At 54.0% G+C, this 16065-nt stretch carries 11 protein-coding genes and 3 tRNA genes; 6 read left to right on the top strand and 8 right to left on the bottom strand.

Annotated features, from left to right (window positions below):
• Positions 1-13: 13 nt before the first annotated feature.
• From amiB to nnr, 3 genes are read right to left on the bottom strand one after another with little or no spacing between them, the layout of a single operon-like run.
• Entirely contained in the window at positions 14-1780 is a 1767-nt protein-coding gene (amiB, locus tag RAHAQ2_RS02180) for an N-acetylmuramoyl-L-alanine amidase AmiB (protein WP_014333657.1), read from the bottom strand.
• A gap of 7 nt (positions 1781-1787) precedes the next feature.
• Positions 1788-2255 carry a tRNA (adenosine(37)-N6)-threonylcarbamoyltransferase complex ATPase subunit type 1 TsaE gene (gene tsaE / locus RAHAQ2_RS02175; RefSeq protein WP_014333656.1) on the bottom strand — a complete coding sequence of 156 codons (468 nt, stop codon included), beginning with the start codon at positions 2253-2255 and terminating at the stop codon, positions 1788-1790.
• Between the two features lie 10 nt (positions 2256-2265).
• The gene (gene nnr, locus RAHAQ2_RS02170) at positions 2266-3780 is read right to left on the bottom strand and encodes a bifunctional ADP-dependent NAD(P)H-hydrate dehydratase/NAD(P)H-hydrate epimerase (protein WP_014333655.1); all 1515 of its coding nucleotides are present in this window, start codon (positions 3778-3780) and stop codon (positions 2266-2268) included.
• Between nnr and queG the strand changes: the two genes are divergently transcribed.
• Positions 3779-4933, top strand: coding sequence for a tRNA epoxyqueuosine(34) reductase QueG (queG, locus tag RAHAQ2_RS02165; protein WP_014333654.1), 1155 nt, complete (start codon positions 3779-3781; stop codon positions 4931-4933). The genes nnr and queG overlap by 2 nt on opposite strands.
• A gap of 314 nt (positions 4934-5247) precedes the next feature.
• On the opposite strand, the gene RAHAQ2_RS02160 is transcribed toward queG, so the two are convergent.
• From RAHAQ2_RS02160 to orn, 4 genes are all read right to left on the bottom strand, one after another.
• Positions 5248-5323, bottom strand: a tRNA-Gly gene (locus tag RAHAQ2_RS02160).
• A gap of 60 nt (positions 5324-5383) precedes the next feature.
• Positions 5384-5459, bottom strand: a tRNA-Gly gene (locus RAHAQ2_RS02155).
• 59 nt (positions 5460-5518) lie between these two features.
• Positions 5519-5594: transfer RNA gene (locus tag RAHAQ2_RS02150), tRNA-Gly, on the bottom strand.
• Positions 5595-5911: 317 nt separating this feature from the next.
• Positions 5912-6457 (bottom strand): oligoribonuclease, encoded by a 546-nt coding sequence (gene orn / locus RAHAQ2_RS02145; protein ID WP_014333653.1) that lies wholly within the window; start codon positions 6455-6457, stop codon positions 5912-5914.
• 126 nt (positions 6458-6583) lie between these two features.
• Between orn and rsgA the strand changes: the two genes are divergently transcribed.
• The 3 genes from rsgA to mscM all read left to right on the top strand — a co-directional run bounded on the left by rsgA (position 6584) and on the right by mscM (position 12166).
• Positions 6584-7621 carry a small ribosomal subunit biogenesis GTPase RsgA gene (gene rsgA / locus RAHAQ2_RS02140; RefSeq protein WP_014333652.1) on the top strand — a complete coding sequence of 346 codons (1038 nt, stop codon included), beginning with the start codon at positions 6584-6586 and terminating at the stop codon, positions 7619-7621.
• Positions 7622-7803: 182 nt separating this feature from the next.
• The gene (gene asd, locus RAHAQ2_RS02135; protein WP_014333651.1) at positions 7804-8748 is read left to right on the top strand and encodes an archaetidylserine decarboxylase; all 945 of its coding nucleotides are present in this window, start codon (positions 7804-7806) and stop codon (positions 8746-8748) included.
• Between the two features lie 46 nt (positions 8749-8794).
• Positions 8795-12166 (top strand): miniconductance mechanosensitive channel MscM, encoded by a 3372-nt coding sequence (gene mscM / locus RAHAQ2_RS02130; protein WP_014333650.1) that lies wholly within the window; start codon positions 8795-8797, stop codon positions 12164-12166.
• A gap of 110 nt (positions 12167-12276) precedes the next feature.
• Here mscM and epmA read toward each other — a convergent pair whose 3' ends face one another.
• Complete coding sequence (gene epmA / locus RAHAQ2_RS02125) at positions 12277-13254, bottom strand: elongation factor P--(R)-beta-lysine ligase (RefSeq protein WP_014333649.1); 978 nt, start codon at positions 13252-13254, stop codon at positions 12277-12279.
• 283 nt (positions 13255-13537) lie between these two features.
• On the opposite strand from epmA, the gene frdA reads away from it, so the two are divergent.
• Positions 13538-15337 carry a fumarate reductase (quinol) flavoprotein subunit gene (gene frdA / locus RAHAQ2_RS02120; RefSeq protein WP_014333648.1) on the top strand — a complete coding sequence of 600 codons (1800 nt, stop codon included), beginning with the start codon at positions 13538-13540 and terminating at the stop codon, positions 15335-15337.
• Positions 15330-16064 carry a succinate dehydrogenase/fumarate reductase iron-sulfur subunit gene (locus RAHAQ2_RS02115; RefSeq protein ID WP_014333647.1) on the top strand — a complete coding sequence of 245 codons (735 nt, stop codon included), beginning with the start codon at positions 15330-15332 and terminating at the stop codon, positions 16062-16064. Before frdA ends, RAHAQ2_RS02115 begins: the two co-directional genes overlap by 8 nt.
• Position 16065: the final 1 nt, after the last annotated feature.

The following is a 16065-nucleotide window of genomic DNA, read 5'->3' as shown; positions in this document are numbered from 1 at the left end:
GGTCATTTACCGCCTATGATTGTGGAATAGTTAAGGTTTGGCCGAGCTGTACCTCGCCAGACTTCATATGATTTGCGGTTTTGATGTCGTTCATGCTGACACCATATTTGCTGGCGATCGCCGACAGCGTATCGCCGCGTTTTACTTTATGTTTCGCTGGCTTCTGCGACGTTTTTGCTGTCGAAGCGGGGGCGGCGGTTGTTGAAGATGTGCGGGTTCCCGCAGGGACTTTCAATCGCTGACCGACCCAGACGCCATCTTTTTTCAGCTTGTTGAGATCACGCAGCGCCGCGTTTGTCGTGCCATAGCTGTTCGCGATCCCGGTCAGGGTTTCACCCCGCGTCACTTTATGGATCTGCGTGGCACCGGCTGCACCGGCAGTCACTTCAATCGGGCCAGGCTGATTAGCGGCAGTACTGGCTGTCGCGCTACTGTCTGCCGCCGCTGCTGATGAAGCCAGCAGCGGACGGTTTTCGACCTTTGGGCCGTTTTGTATCGGGTGCGACTGGAAATAATTACGCAGGCCGATGTGGATAGCCCTCGCAATTTTATCCTGGTACGCGCTGCTACCCAGCAGCCGCTCCTCTGTTGAATTGCTGATAAAGCCGGTTTCCACCAGCAGGGAAGGAATATCAGGCGAACGCAACACGCCTAAACTGGCGTGCTCCGGCTTCGCTTTATGCAAAGAGCCCACGGAGCGCAGTTCGCGCAGAACACGGGTCGCGACGTCATAACCCACGCGTTGTGAATGGCCGAACTGTAAATCCAGTACAGCCTGACTCAGATACGGGTCTGAGGCGGTGTTCGCCAGCACATCCCCTGCGCCGCCGAGCAGTTCTGACTGTTTCTCATGTTGTTCCAGCCAGTTACCCATTTCACTGTTAGCACGACGGTTCGACAATACCCAGACTGATGCACCGCGCGCGCTGCGGCTTGGGGCGGCATCAGCGTGAATGGAAACCAGCACATTGGCGTTTTTCTTTCGCGCCACATCGGAACGCCCCATAACGGAAATAAAGTAATCACCGTCACGGGTTAATACCGGCTGGAACATCGGGTCGGCATTCAGAATCGCCTGTAATTTACGGGCAATAGAGATGGTGACATTTTTCTCTTTCAGCCCACCCGCGCCGATTGCGCCCGGATCCTGTCCGCCATGACCGGCGTCAATAGCGACAATAATCCTGCTGTCACTGGTCGACACGGTAGAAGAACGTGAATTATCCGGCGCCACCGTAGTGGCGACGACTTTGGTCTGATCATTGGTAAACGGATTTGATTTCGCGGAAGGCGTAACCATTCTGCCCGCATTTGGCGAGGGCGTATTGGTCCCCACGGCAACCGGTGCACTCCGACGTGCCGGCGCAGAGGCGTTCATGGTCAGCACCACGGTGTACTGGCTGCCGTCTTTCTGTTTTGTGGCGTTGGTTCGGACTTTCTGATTCAGTTCAAATACCAGACGCTGACTCTGCGCATTGGGCGGCGTACTGGCACGCACACGCGTCACCAGATTCTGACCATTGAAATTCAGCGGCAGGCCTTTCATCACGCCGTCCTGACGGATATCCATGACCACACGTTCAGGGTTATGCAACGGAAAAAAAGAGTAATCCGGTGAGCCATCAAACGTAATCGTGACGGTAGATTGCGTAGGACCGTTCGAAACATTGATGTTTTTCATGCCAGCCGCAAAAACCGGCGGGGCCAGCACAGCAAACAGCATCAGCGTCGATAACAACATCGCCGCTGAAAGATAAAGAGAGGTAAAACGTGAGTTCATCGCGTGATCATCCTTGCTGTTGAACACGATGCAGCAATTTAATGCCGGATTCAGAAACCGCCACCAGCTTCGCGGTGCGCCCGGTTCCGGAATAATCCAGCGTCAGTTCAATATCCGGTTCAGGCAAGACACCTGCGCCCTGCTGCGGCCATTCCACCAGACAAATAGCGTCCTGTGCGAAATAATCGCGGATCCCCATAAATTCCAGTTCTTCCGGATCAGCAAGGCGATATAAATCAAAATGATAAACGGCGATTTTTTCCAGCTGATAAGGCTCAACCAGCGTGTAAGTCGGGCTTTTTACAGTGCCCTGATGCCCTAATGCCTGAAGAAATCCCCGGCTAAAGGTTGTTTTCCCGGCTCCCAGGTCGCCATAAAGATGGATAACCGCTGAGCCTTCGCAGGCTTTTGCCAGTGAAGCACCTAGTAACAGCGTTGCCGCTTCGTCGGGTAAAGAGATATTAAGTTGATTCATTCAGTGATATCTATTTCTTGAGGTCTGGATTAACTAACGGGGCAATCACCGCTAAAAGATCAGTTGCCAGCATACCGCGCGTTCCCTGCCGGTGGGCAATTTCGTCTGCGGCAGCGCCATGGACGACTGAGCCTGCGCAGGCCGCATCATATATATTAAGTTTCTGAGCCAGCAATCCGCCAATAATACCAGAAAGTACGTCACCCATGCCGCCGGATGCCATACCGGCATTGCCGACATCCGCTACCGCCATCTCGCCACGTTCACTGGCAATCAGAGTGCCCGCCCCCTTGAGTACCACTACGCCACCATATCGCTGTGTGAGGTTTCTGGCCGAAAGTAAGCGGTCACTCTCAATGTCCTTCACGCTGCAACCCAGCAATCGTGCAGCTTCACCCGGATGAGGCGTCAGTACGCGATTTTGCCGTTTCCGCGGATTGATTGCCAGCAGGTTAAGCGCATCAGCGTCCCATAAGGCCGGTTTGTCCCATTTTGCCACGCGCTCAATCGCCTGTTTGCCCCATTCTTTCTGTCCCAGACCGGGACCGATGACTAACACGTCAGCCCATTCAAGACTCTCATCAAGCGACTCTGCGGTGAGTTCCTGCACCATCAGCTCAGGTCTGGCAGTCAGTAACGGTCCGGCATGTTCTTTGTGAGTGAGTACTCGCACCAGCCCGGCACCGCTACGCAACGCAGCTTCTGAAGCCATACGGATCGCGCCCGCAAAACCGGTATCACCACCTATCACCAGCAACCGTCCGTGTTCACCTTTATGTGAGCAGGGACGTCGCGGGTGCAACCATTGGCCTAGCTGAGTCGCATCCAGCCTCTGTAATGGCGCAAGATGGCCGCCCAGCCAGCTTTCCAGCCCCAGCGCATCGCAGTGTAATTTGCCGGTGTAATCGCGCGCCTGCCCGGTCAGTAAACCGGGTTTCAGGGCGATGAAACTGAGCGTGTGCGTGGCATGCACCGCTTTGCCGGCGGTCTGACCGGTTTGCGCATCAAGCCCCGAAGGAATATCTAAGGAGATCACTGGTAAAGATGCCGAGTTAATGGCGTCAATCAGTCCGTCGTAAGGTGCCCGCGGCGCGGAGGACAAGCCGGTGCCGAGTAAACCATCGATAATCAGATCAGCGTCCTGCGGCCATGCCGAATCCGCAGGGTTAACCGTGCCGCCACTTTTCAGCCAGCCCTCACGCGCCGCTTCCGCTTCTTCTGGCAGCGGCTTACTGCCTGCCACCGCCAGCAGCGTCACGCGTATGCCCGCGTTTTTTGCCAAGCGCGCAACTTCAAAACCGTCGCCACCGTTATTACCGTGGCCGCACAAAATCAGCCAGTGGCGCATTTGCGGAAACTCACGCTGCGCCAGTGAAAAAGCGGCTTTTGCCGCACGTTGCATCAGTGTAAACAGAGAAATCCCCGTTTCCTGCGCCGCCTGGCGTTCAGCCTGTCGCAGCCAGTCAGCAGAAAACACAGAATGTGGTAAACTCGCCTCGTTTCGTTTTTCACGTTGGTTCGTCATGACACTCCCTCTCGATCTCGTTCAACTGGCTCAACATATCAAGCAATGGGGCCAATCGCTAGGCTTCCAGCAGGTGGGCATCTGCGATACAGACTTATCTGCCGAAGAGCCTAAACTGCAAGACTGGCTTGATAAACAATATCATGGCGAGATGGAATGGATGGCGCGCCACGGTATGTTACGCGCGCGCCCGCATGAATTACTGCCCGGCACGCTGCGGGTGATCAGCGTGCGGATGAACTATTTGCCCGCCAAAGCGGCCTTTGCCAAAACCCTGAATAACCCGCAACTCGGCTATGTCAGTCGTTATGCCCTCGGGCGCGACTATCACAAAGTGTTGCGCCAGCGCCTGAAAAAACTCGGCGATATGATTCAGACACATTGCACTGAACACGCTGACCAGACCATCACCTTCCGCCCGTTTGTCGATTCCGCACCGCTGATGGAACGCCCGCTGGCGGCGAAAGCCGGTCTGGGTTGGGTTGGTAAACACTCACTTATCCTTAACCGTGAATCCGGTTCATGGTTCTTTCTCGGCGAACTGCTGATCGATTTGCCTCTGCCCGTCGACCAGCCGCAGGAAGAGAAATGCGGAAAGTGCGTCGCCTGCATCACCACCTGCCCGACAGGTGCCATCGTTGCGCCTTATACCGTTGATGCACGCCGCTGTATTTCCTATCTGACCATCGAACTGGAAGGTGCAATACCGGAAGAATTCCGTCCGCTCATGGGCAACCGCATCTACGGCTGCGATGACTGCCAGCTGATCTGCCCCTGGAATCGTTATTCACAACTGACGGACGAAGAAGATTTCAGTCCGCGCGCCGCACTGCATGCACCAGAGCTGATTGAATTATTTGGCTGGACGGAAGAAAAGTTTTTGCGCATCACGGAAGGTTCGCCGATCCGACGTATCGGACATTTGCGCTGGCTGCGCAATATTGCCGTGGCGCTGGGTAATGCGCCCTACTCAGAAGAGGTACTTAATACATTACAGTCGCGGGAAGGGGAAAATGCGTTGCTGGATGAACATATCAGCTGGGCAATCGCACAGCAGGTAGCCAGAAGGAATGAACATCGGGTAGAAGTGCAATCTTCACAGCAAAAACGCCTGATCCGCGCTGTTGAAAAGGGTCTGCCAAGGGATGCATAACGATTCCCCAAAGCACTTAATTTGAAAAGCGATATTTTCTGTGCATAAAAATAAAAATGCTTTGCCAATCAAGTGCAAAAAAAAGAGCAAGTGATCATCATAACGTTTCGTTATAAATTAATTTTTATTTGAATCAATGAATTAAATTTTAGCAATATGGTGAGCGCAAAAAACGGACAGTTCAAAAAAAAACCTAAACCTGTGGATAAGTCTGTTTAAAACATTACTACAAATCGTGTAATGATCAGGTCATTTATGCACAGAAGATGCAGGAAGAAAGCATTGAGAAATGATTTTGAACTGAAGAAGAAAATTGGAGCGGGAAACGAGACTCGAACTCGCGACCCCGACCTTGGCAAGGTCGTGCTCTACCAACTGAGCTATTCCCGCATTGAGATGTCTGGCATCTGCTGTACTGTCTTTTGCTAAAACGTACAGCCTTTGAAATTTTGGAGCGGGAAACGAGACTCGAACTCGCGACCCCGACCTTGGCAAGGTCGTGCTCTACCAACTGAGCTATTCCCGCGTCGCATGGCACTGCATTTTTTACGTCTTAAATCTTTAAATCTAAACAACTTAAAAATTTGGAGCGGGAAACGAGACTCGAACTCGCGACCCCGACCTTGGCAAGGTCGTGCTCTACCAACTGAGCTATTCCCGCTCTGCGCACGCAACGAAATTCTTCATCGGTACGGGGTGCGCATTATACGAGAAATCCTTTTAGCCGCAAGCCCCTGAAAGCAAAAAAATGAATTTTTCGCTCAAGTGCCGATTAAACCATCAAAGCGGTGAGTTAATCAGCGAAACACAATGATTTCATGCTCCGCAGGCCTTTTTAAAGATTTTTAAAATAATTCTCCTAAATCATTCGAGTTGCAGGAAGGCGGCAAACTCGTTCATCCCAATGAGCTGACATCAGTCAGTGATTCAGGGGAGCGAGTGCAGCCAACGCATCTGCAGCTTGAAGGATGACGGAGATTAAAGATTAATAAAATGCTCGCGGTAGTACGCCAGCTCGGCAACGGATTCACGGATATCATCCAGCGCCTGATGGGTATTTTGCTTCTTAAAACCTGCCAGCACTTCCGGTTTCCAGCGACGCGCCAGTTCCTTGAGCGTACTGACATCCAGATAACGGTAATGGAAATATTCTTCCAGCTCCGGCATGTACTTAAACAGAAAACGTCTGTCCTGACCGACGCTGTTACCGCAAATCGGCGATTTACCCGCAGGTACCCACTCGCGCAGGAACTCGATGGTTTTTTGCTGCGCCGCATTATCATCAAACGGACTGGCTTTGACGCGATCAACCAGACCGCTGCCGGTGTGTGTACGCACATTCCAGTCATCCATCAGCGCCAGTTGAGCGTCAGACTGATGCACTGCCATGACCGGACCTTCGGCCAGAATGTTCAGATGCGCGTCGGTCACCAGCGTCGCAATCTCAATAATACGGTCACGTTCCGGATCCAGACCGGTCATTTCCAGGTCGATCCAAATTAAGTTCGAGTCATTAGCAGCCATGATGTGTCCTGTTACAAAGTAGAGATATAACGGAGTTCTCCGTCATTCGGGCAATTACTATAAAATAGCTGGTATCATAGTCGTTTTGGTCGCACCGAGCGATTAAAGCCAGTCAAGTGAGGCGCAGTGACTAAATCAAAACTGTCTAAAGGGCAACAACGTCGCGTTCAGACTAACCATCAGCGTCGTCTGACCCAGACCGATAAACGCAAAGAACTGGACGATTCTCTGCATGGCGAACCGCAGGACGGTGTCGTTATCAGCCGTTTCGGCATGCATGCGGACGTTGAAGCGGCCGACGGCAGCCAGCACCGTTGCAATATCCGCCGTACCATCCGTTCTCTGGTCACCGGTGACCGCGTCGTATGGCGCGCCGGCGAAAATACCAGTGTGAAAGGCATTGTCGAGGCGGTCCACGAACGAACCTCCGTTCTGACACGCCCGGATTTCTATGATGGCGTCAAACCCATTGCCGCGAACATTGACCAGATCGTCATTGTCTCTGCCATTCTGCCGGAACTGTCGCTCAATATAATTGACCGTTATCTGGTGGCATGCGAAACGGTTGAAGTTGAGCCGCTGATTGTGCTCAACAAAATCGATCTGCTCGACGATGAAGGCCGTAAATTCGTTCAGGGCATGATGGATATCTACCGCAATATCAATTATCGCGTACTCGAAGTGTCGAGCCAGACCGGCGAAGGCATGCCTGCGTTTGAAAAGGCGCTGACTGACCGCATCAGTATTTTCGCCGGTCAGTCCGGCGTGGGAAAATCGAGCCTGCTGAACGCCCTGCTGCCACCGGATGAAAAACAAATTGTGGTGAATGAGGTCTCTGACAACTCAGGTCTGGGTCAACACACCACCACCGCAGCGCGTCTGTATCACTTCCAGCATGGCGGCGATGTTATAGACTCGCCGGGTGTGCGTGAATTCGGTTTATGGCACCTTGCGCCAGAGCAGATCACCCAGGGTTTTGTCGAATTCCGTCCTTTCCTTGGCTACTGCAAATTCCGTGACTGCAAACACGGCAGTGATCCCGGCTGTGCAATCCGTGACGCCGTAGACCGTGGTGAAATAGCCGAAGAACGCTTCGACAACTATCACCGCATTCTGGAAAGCATGGAAGACGTAAAAACACGTAAAAACTTCGACACGCTGTAATGCTAATCAGTTGATTTAATATGTGAATGGCAAACAGGTGACGTTAACGGAAGTTGAACCGTTGATTTCACCCCGTTACAATCCTCCGCCATACAACACTGCGTGACCCTGAACAGAATTTAGGGTCTCCTGCAAAATGGCCGGTAACGCCGGTCATTCATACCATCCAAGAGGTTTTCCCCGTGCTGGACAGTATCAAAATCAAACTTCAATACTTACTTCCTAAACAAGGACTGACCCGTCTGGCGGGCTGGGGAGCAGATAAACGTGCTGCCACGCTGACGCATTGGGTGATCAAAGGGTTTGCGCGTTTTTATAACGTCGACATGAAAGAAGCGCAAAATCCGGATCTTAAATCTTACGCCACGTTTAACGAATTCTTCGTGCGTCCGCTGCGCGATGGCGCGCGTCCGGTGGTCAGCGGTCTCGATATGCTTTGCCTGCCAGCCGACGGCGCAGTCAGCCAGTTAGGGGCAATTACCGATGATAAATTGTTCCAGGCCAAGGGTCATTTTTACAGTTTAGAAGCACTGCTGGCAGGTAACTATCTGCTGGCAGAGCAATTCAAAGACGGCCAGTTTGCCACTATTTATCTGGCACCCCGCGATTATCACCGGGTGCATATGCCGTGCGACGGCGTGCTGCGTGAAATGATTTATGTGCCGGGTGATTTGTTCTCCGTCAACCCGCTGACCGCCGCGAATGTGCCAAATCTGTTCGCCCGTAACGAACGCGTCATCTGCGTTTTTGATACTGAATTCGGGCCGATGGTGCAGATTCTGGTGGGCGCAACGATTGTCGGCAGCATTGAAACCGTCTGGGCAGGCTGCGTCACACCGCCGCGCGAAGGCATCATCAAACGCTGGACTTATCCGGCAGCCGGTGAAGAAGGTGCCATCACGCTGGAAAAAGGTCAGGAAATGGGCCGTTTCAAACTGGGTTCCACAGTGATCAACTTGTTTGCCGCTCATCAAATTCGCTTCATGCCGAATCTGAGCAATGGCACCGTGACCCGCATGGGTGAACCGTTCGCTGAGGCGCTGCGTGCAGCGGCAACGCCGGAACCTGAACCGGAAGCCCCTGCCGGTGTTGCCACGGCCGAACCTCAGGTTCCTAAAGACTTCTGAGTTCGACCTGAACTGATATAAAGAACTGAAAAAAGGATGTGACCGAGTGCGCCTGATCCCTGCCCTGCTGATGAGTTTATTGCTGTCCCTGCCATTGATGGCAGGGGCAGCACCGACTGAAGATCAGCTCAAACAGGAGCTGAAACAGGCGGAAGCCAATAAAGAAATGGCCAATCAGACACAGGTGGTTGAGGCGCTGCAAAGCGCGCTCAACTGGCTGAATGAAGCCAGCGTTTCAGCCGGGCGCACGGCGGAATATCAAAAGGTCATTGATGACTTTCCAAAACTGACGCAGGCCCTGCGCCAGGAATTGCAAAATCAGCCTGACAAACCGCCCGCGCTGAATAACAGTATCTCAACCGCTCAGCTCGAGCAGCAGATCCTGCAAGTCAGCAGCCAGCAACTGGAAGAAACCCGCCAGTTGCGCCAGGAGCAGGACCGTTCCCGCGACATCAGCGACTCACTGAGTTTGATCCCGCAACAGCAATCCGAAGCCCGTAACGCGCTGAGCGACATCGATCAGCGCATACAGGCGGCGACAGCAGCGGCAACCTCCTCTTCTCCGCTGGCGCAGGCACAGCTCAGCGCGCTTCAGGCCGAATCCGCAGCACGCAAAGCCAAGGTTGATGAACTGGAGCTGGCCCAGCTTTCTGCCAATAACCGGCAGGAACTGTCCCGGATGCGCACTGATCTCTACAAAAAGCGCGCCGATTTTCTTGATCAGCAATTACAGACTTTACGCAACACGCTGAATAATCAACGCCAGCAGGAAGCCGAACAGGCGCTGGAAAAAACCGAGTTGCTGGCCGAACAGAGTGGCGAATTGCCGCATTCAATCAGTCAGCAACTACAGTCCAACCGAGAGTTGTCGCTGGCACTGAATCAACAGGCCCAGCGGATGGACCTGATTTCCTCTCAGCAACGTCAGGCCGCTGCGCAAACTCAGCAGGTACGTCAGGCGATTAATACCATTCGAGAACAGGCGCAGTGGCTTGGTGCGTCTAATTTACTTGGCGAAACGCTGAGGGCGCAGGTTGCGCGTCTGCCGGAAATGCCGAAACCGCAGCAGCTTGACCGCGATATGGGCCAGTTACGCGTTCAGCGTCTGCACTATGAAGATTTGCTGGATAAGCAGGCTATTTACCGTCAGGCGCGGCAGGATGACGGCAAGCCGCTAACCGCGGATCAGCAAAAAATTCTGGATGCGCAGTTGCGGACGCAGCGTGAACTGCTCAATTCCCTGCTCTCGGGCTGCGATACCCAAATTCTTGAACTGACTAAGCTGAAAGTGGCAAACAGCCAGTTGGTAGAAGCGCTGAATGACGTACATGACGCCGCCCACCGTTATCTGTTCTGGGTGGCAGACGTCAGCGCGATCGGCATTTCTTACCCGGTGCAGGTCGCACATGACCTGAAACGTCTGGTCTCGCTGGATTCACTGAGCCAGCTTGGCGGTGCGTCCATGATGATGGTCACCAGCAAAGAAACGCTGCTGCCGCTGTTTGGTGCGCTGATCCTGGTGATTATCAGCATCAGTTCCCGCAAGCACTATTACGCATTTCTGGAACGGGCCAGCAGTAAAGTGGGCAAAGTCACACAAGATCATTTCTCACTGACCCTGCGCACTGTGTTCTGGTCGATTCTGGTGGCAATGCCGCTGCCGGTACTGTGGGCCGCGCTGGGCTTCGGGCTGCAAAGCGCGTGGCCGTATCCGATTGCGGTCGCGATAGGCGATGGTGTCACCGCGACCCTGCCGATCCTGTGGGCGTTTATGGTCAGCGCTGCGCTGGCGCATCCCCAGGGACTGTTTGTGGCGCATTTCGGCTGGCCACAACGGGCGGTGTCACGTGCCCTTCGCTATTACGCGCTGTCGATCTGGGTGCTGGTGCCGCTAATTATGGCGCTGATTACCTTCGATAATCTGAATGATCGCGAGTTCTCCAACACGCTGGGGCGCTTGTGCTTTGTCCTGCTTTGTATAGTGGTGGCGCTGGTCACCAACAGCCTGAAACGTGCAGGTATTCCGCTCTATCACGATAAAAAAGGCAACAGCGAAAACGTCATTAATAAGACACTGTGGTGGATGCTGCTTGGGGCGCCCATTATGGCTGCGATGGCCTCGCTGATGGGATATCTCGCGACCTCACAGGCGCTGCTGGCACGTCTGGAAACCTCGGTCGCTATCTGGTTCGTGTTACTGGTAATTTACCACATTATCCGCCGCTGGATGCTGATTCAGCGTCGTCGTATCGCCTTCGAACGCGCCAAGCAGCGTCGGGCGGAAATTCTGAATCAGCGCGCCCGCGGTGAGGACGATGCCCATCAGGTCAGTACCAGTAATGAAGGGACTGTTGAGATTGAAGAACCGGTGGTGGATCTGGATGCCATTTCCGCGCAATCGCTGCGACTGGTGCGTTCCCTGCTGACGTTGATCGCTCTGATCTCGGTGATCTTCCTGTGGTCTGAGATCCACTCGGCCTTCTCGTTCCTGGAAAATATTCATCTCTGGCAGGTTGCCTCTACGGTTCAGGGCGTAGAGAGTATGCAGCCGATCACCCTCGGATCGGTGCTGATCGCCATTCTTGTGCTGATTATCACCACGCAACTGGTGCGTAATCTGCCCGCGCTGCTGGAACTGGCGCTGCTGCAACATCTGGATCTGACGCCGGGAACCGGTTATGCCGTACTGACCGTCACCAAATACGTGTTGTTGCTGATTGGCGGCCTGACGGGCTTCTCGCTGATCGGGATCGAATGGGCAAAACTGCAATGGCTGGTGGCTGCGCTGGGTGTCGGACTGGGCTTTGGTTTACAGGAGATTTTCGCCAACTTTATTTCCGGCCTGATCATCTTGTTTGAAAAACCGATCCGTATCGGCGATACCGTGACGATCCGCAACCTGACCGGCAGCATTACCCGGATCAATACCCGCGCCACAACGATCGCCGACTGGGACCGCAAGGAGATTATCGTGCCGAACAAGGCCTTTATCACCGAGCAGTTCATCAACTGGTCGTTGTCGGATTCCGTGACCCGTGTGGTGCTGACCGTCCCTGCGCCGTCGGAAGCCAACAGTGAAGAAGTGACCGAAATTCTGCTCAGCGCCGCGCACCGCTGTTCGCTGGTGCTGGATATGCCTGCGCCGGAAGCCTATCTGGTGGATCTCCAGCAGGGGATTCAGATTTTCGAGCTGCGTATGCATGCTGCTGAAATGGCACACCGTATGCCGCTGCGCCATGAAATTCACCAGTTGATCCTGGCCGGATTCCGCGAGCATGGCATTACGCTGCCGTTCCCGCCATTCCAGGTGCGTATGGAAACGCTGCACCGCGCGCAAAATGGCAATAACGCGACCTTTACCAGCAGCAGCGGCAGTGGTCGCAGCGGAAACAGTTCGCGCTCACCGGGTGATTTATAAAAGCAAAAAGAAAAAGGCAAAAGAAAAGCAAAAAGGGCAGATCCTTCTGCCCTTTCAGATTATTGACAAAGTCCTGCCCCTGAGGTCAGGGCTGAACAGCAGAATCATGATCAGGCACGCGTCACCGGGAAGGCCAGCACATCACTCAGGCTGGCAGCACCCAGCGCAATCATAATCAGGCGATCAACGCCCAGTGCCACACCGGAACACTCCGGCATACCGTGCTCTAACGCATCCAGCAAATTGTTATCGATCGGATGCTGCGGCAGGCCACGCGCCGCGCGTTTGCGGTTATCCTGTTCGAAACGCTGACGCTGTTCACGGCCATCCGTCAGTTCACGGAAACCATTCGCCAGCTCAATGCCTTTGTAATACACCTCGAAACGCTCGGCCACACGGTGATCTTCCGTGCTGATTTCTGCCAGGGACGCCTGCGTCGCCGGGAAGTGATAAATGAACGTTGGTTTGTCGCGACCAATGTGTGGCTCGACACCCATCGTAAACAACAACTGTAACAAGGTGTCACGATCTTCTTCGGTGTCAGCAATGTTGGATAAATCCAGTTTCGCCGCCGCTTCACGCAGTTCCGTTTTGTCGGCGGATAGCGGATCCACGCCGAGATGGCGGGTAAACGCCTGCTGATAAGACAGGGTTTCAGCGCTATCGCAATCGAGAACCTGCTGGAGTAAATCATCCACTTCATTCATCAGACGGTACATGTCATAACGCGGACGGTACCATTCCAGCATGGTGAACTCCGGATTGTGATGACGTCCGGCTTCTTCATTACGGAAACTGCGTCCCATCTGATAAATCGGCCCGCTGCCCGCTGCCAGCAAACGTTTCATGTGATATTCCGGGCTGGTCATCAGATACAGCGTCATGCCCTCAGCCGCACCCGGCCCGACAAAACGTGTCTCAAACGGTACCAGATGAATGTCGGTCACCGTGGCCTGACTCATCGCTGGCGTTTCCACTTCCAGTACGCCGCGATCGGCAAAGAAACGTCGGATTTCAGCGAGGATAGCCGCACGTTTCAACAAATTGGCGACGGGAGCACTGGGTTGCCAGCTTGCTGTTTCGCTCATGGTGATTTACTCCAAATTCTGAAAAGTCATGCAGTCTACCTGCATCCCCGCAGGCAAACAAATATCTCATTTCGCAAAGCGCAATGCAGAGAAAGCTTAAACCTGCGTTCACATCAAATTACCACTTCTACCCCTTTGGTATAATAATTCCCTTACAAACAATAAGAATATCAGCCACCGGGACAGCGCCTGTATGTCATCGGGGTTCACTAACTCTTCGATTATGAAGAGCTTTTCGCGGGTGTTTCAAACCCGATCTCATTGATGATAGTGGAGGAATGCAGTGCAAACCTTTAACGCCGACATTGCAATTATAGGTGCAGGTGGGGCGGGTTTACGCGCAGCAATAGCCGCAGCGGAAGCCAATCCCAACCTGAATATCGCGTTGATTTCGAAAGTGTACCCAATGCGCAGCCACACGGTCGCTGCCGAAGGCGGGTCTGCCGCCGTGACGCAAGATCACGACAGCTTTGACTTTCACTTCCAGGATACCGTTTCCGGAGGTGACTGGCTGTGTGAGCAGGACGTGGTAGATCATTTCGTTCATCAATGCCCGACTGAAATGGCCCAGCTTGAACTGTGGGGTTGTCCGTGGAGCCGTAAGGATGACGGTTCCGTCAATGTCCGCCGCTTCGGCGGAATGAAGATCGAACGCACATGGTTTGCGGCGGATAAAACCGGTTTCCATATGCTGCACACCCTGTTCCAGACCTCGCTGAAATATCCGCAAATCAAACGATTCGACGAGCATTTCGTTCTCGATATCCTGGTCGATGAAGGCCAGGTGCGCGGCGTGGTTGCCATCAATATGATGGAAGGCACCCGCGTACAAATCCGTGCCAACGCCGTGGTCATGGCGACCGGCGGTGCAGGCCGTGTTTACCGTTACAACACCAACGGCGGCATCGTCACCGGCGACGGCATGGGCATGGCGTTCCGCCACGGCATTCCGTTGCGTGACATGGAATTCGTGCAATATCACCCGACCGGCCTGCCGGGTTCCGGCATTCTGATGACAGAAGGCTGCCGGGGTGAAGGCGGTATTCTGGTCAACAAAGACGGTTACCGTTATCTGCAGGATTACGGCATGGGGCCGGAAACGCCGCTGGGCGAGCCGAAAAATAAATATATGGAACTCGGTCCGCGCGACAAAGTTTCGCAGGCGTTCTGGCACGAATGGCGCGCCGGACGGACCATCGAGACGCCGCGTGGCGACGTGGTGTATCTGGATTTACGTCATCTCGGCGAGAAAAAACTGCGTGAACGCCTGCCGTTCATCTGCGAACTGGCCAAAGCTTACGTTGGCGTCGATCCGATTACGGACCCGATCCCTGTTCGCCCTACCGCGCATTACACCATGGGCGGCATCGAAACTGATGCACAATGCGAAACCCGTATCAAAGGTCTGTTTGCGGTCGGTGAATGTTCATCCGTCGGTCTGCATGGCGCAAACCGTCTCGGCTCAAACTCGCTGGCAGAACTGGTGGTGTTTGGCCGTATGGCAGGTGAAAAAGCGGCAGAACGCGCTGTACAAGCCAAAGACACCGGCAACAACGATGCCCTGGAAGCACAGGTTCGTGATATCGAAAGCCGTGTTGCCGCGCTGATGGCACAGGAAGGCGACGAAAGCTGGGCGGCCATCCGTGACGAAATGGGTCTGGCGATGGAAGAAGGTTGCGGGATTTATCGCACAACCGAGCTGATGCAAAAAACCATTGATAAGCTGGCCGAACTGAAAGAACGCTTCAAACGGGTGAAAATTCAGGATACCTCCAGCGTTTTCAATACCGACCTGTTGTACACCATCGAACTGGGGCATGGCCTGGAAGTGGCAGAATGTATGGCACATTCCGCCCTGCACCGTCGCGAATCACGCGGCGCCCATCAGCGTCTTGATGAAGGCTGTACCGAACGCGATGACGTGAATTTCCTCAAACATACTCTGGCCTTTTATCAGCCAGACTCTGCCCCGCGTCTGGAATATGGCGACGTGAAAATTACCACGCTGCCACCGGCAAAACGCGTGTACGGCGGGGAATCTGAGACTCACGATAAAAAAGATAAGGAGCAATCACGTGGCTAAAATGCGCAGCCTGAAGGTTGAAATCATGCGCTACAACCCGGAAACGGACAGCGCGCCGCATCCGGTGGTGTATGACGTGCCTTTCGATGAAACAACGTCACTGCTCGATGCGCTGGGTTACATCAAAGATCATCTGGCCGCTGACCTTTCCTATCGCTGGTCGTGCCGGATGGCGATCTGCGGCTCCTGCGGCATGATGATCAACAAGGTGCCGAAACTGGCCTGCAAAACCTTCCTGCGGGAATATCCGGAAGGGATGCAGGTGGAAGCGCTGGCGAACTTCCCGGTTGAGCGTGATCTGGTCGTCGACATGACCCATTTTATCGAAAGCCTGGAAGCCATCAAACCTTACATCATCGGCAATACCCGCACGGTTGGCGAAGGTCCGGGTAAGCAAACCCCGGCGCAAATGGAGAAATATCACCAGTTCTCCGGCTGTATCAATTGCGGTTTGTGTTACGCCGCCTGCCCGCAGTTTGGCCTGAATCCGGAATTCATCGGACCGGCCGCTATTACGCTGGCGCATCGCTATAACCTCGATAACCGTGACCACGGCAAGGCACAACGCATGCCGCAGCTTAATGGTCAGAACGGTGTCTGGAGCTGTACGTTCGTCGGATATTGCTCCGAAGTCTGTCCGAAGCACGTCGACCCCGCTGCCGCCATTCAGCAAGGTAAAGTCGAAAGCGCCAAAGACTTCATGATCGCGAGGCTGAGACCGCAATGAG

The sequence above is a fragment of the Rahnella aquatilis CIP 78.65 = ATCC 33071 genome (assembly GCF_000241955.1).
Lineage (GTDB): Bacteria > Pseudomonadota > Gammaproteobacteria > Enterobacterales > Enterobacteriaceae > Rahnella > Rahnella aquatilis.
Note: the sequence above shows the minus strand (reverse complement) of the source record. Positions and strands in the feature narration are given on the sequence as shown.

Bases quoted from the DNA above. Each gene is read 5' to 3' on its own strand.
- epmA (WP_014333649.1), bottom strand. From the start codon at position 13,254: ATGAGCGAAACAGCAAGCTGGCAACCCAGTGCTCCCGTCGCCAATTTG.
- queG (WP_014333654.1), top strand. From the start codon at position 3,779: ATGACACTCCCTCTCGATCTCGTTCAACTGGCTCAACATATCAAGCAA.
- nnr (WP_014333655.1), bottom strand. From the start codon at position 3,780: ATGACGAACCAACGTGAAAAACGAAACGAGGCGAGTTTACCACATTCT.
- amiB (WP_014333657.1), bottom strand. From the start codon at position 1,780: ATGAACTCACGTTTTACCTCTCTTTATCTTTCAGCGGCGATGTTGTTA.
- orn (WP_014333653.1), bottom strand. From the start codon at position 6,457: ATGGCTGCTAATGACTCGAACTTAATTTGGATCGACCTGGAAATGACC.
- tsaE (WP_014333656.1), bottom strand. From the start codon at position 2,255: ATGAATCAACTTAATATCTCTTTACCCGACGAAGCGGCAACGCTGTTA.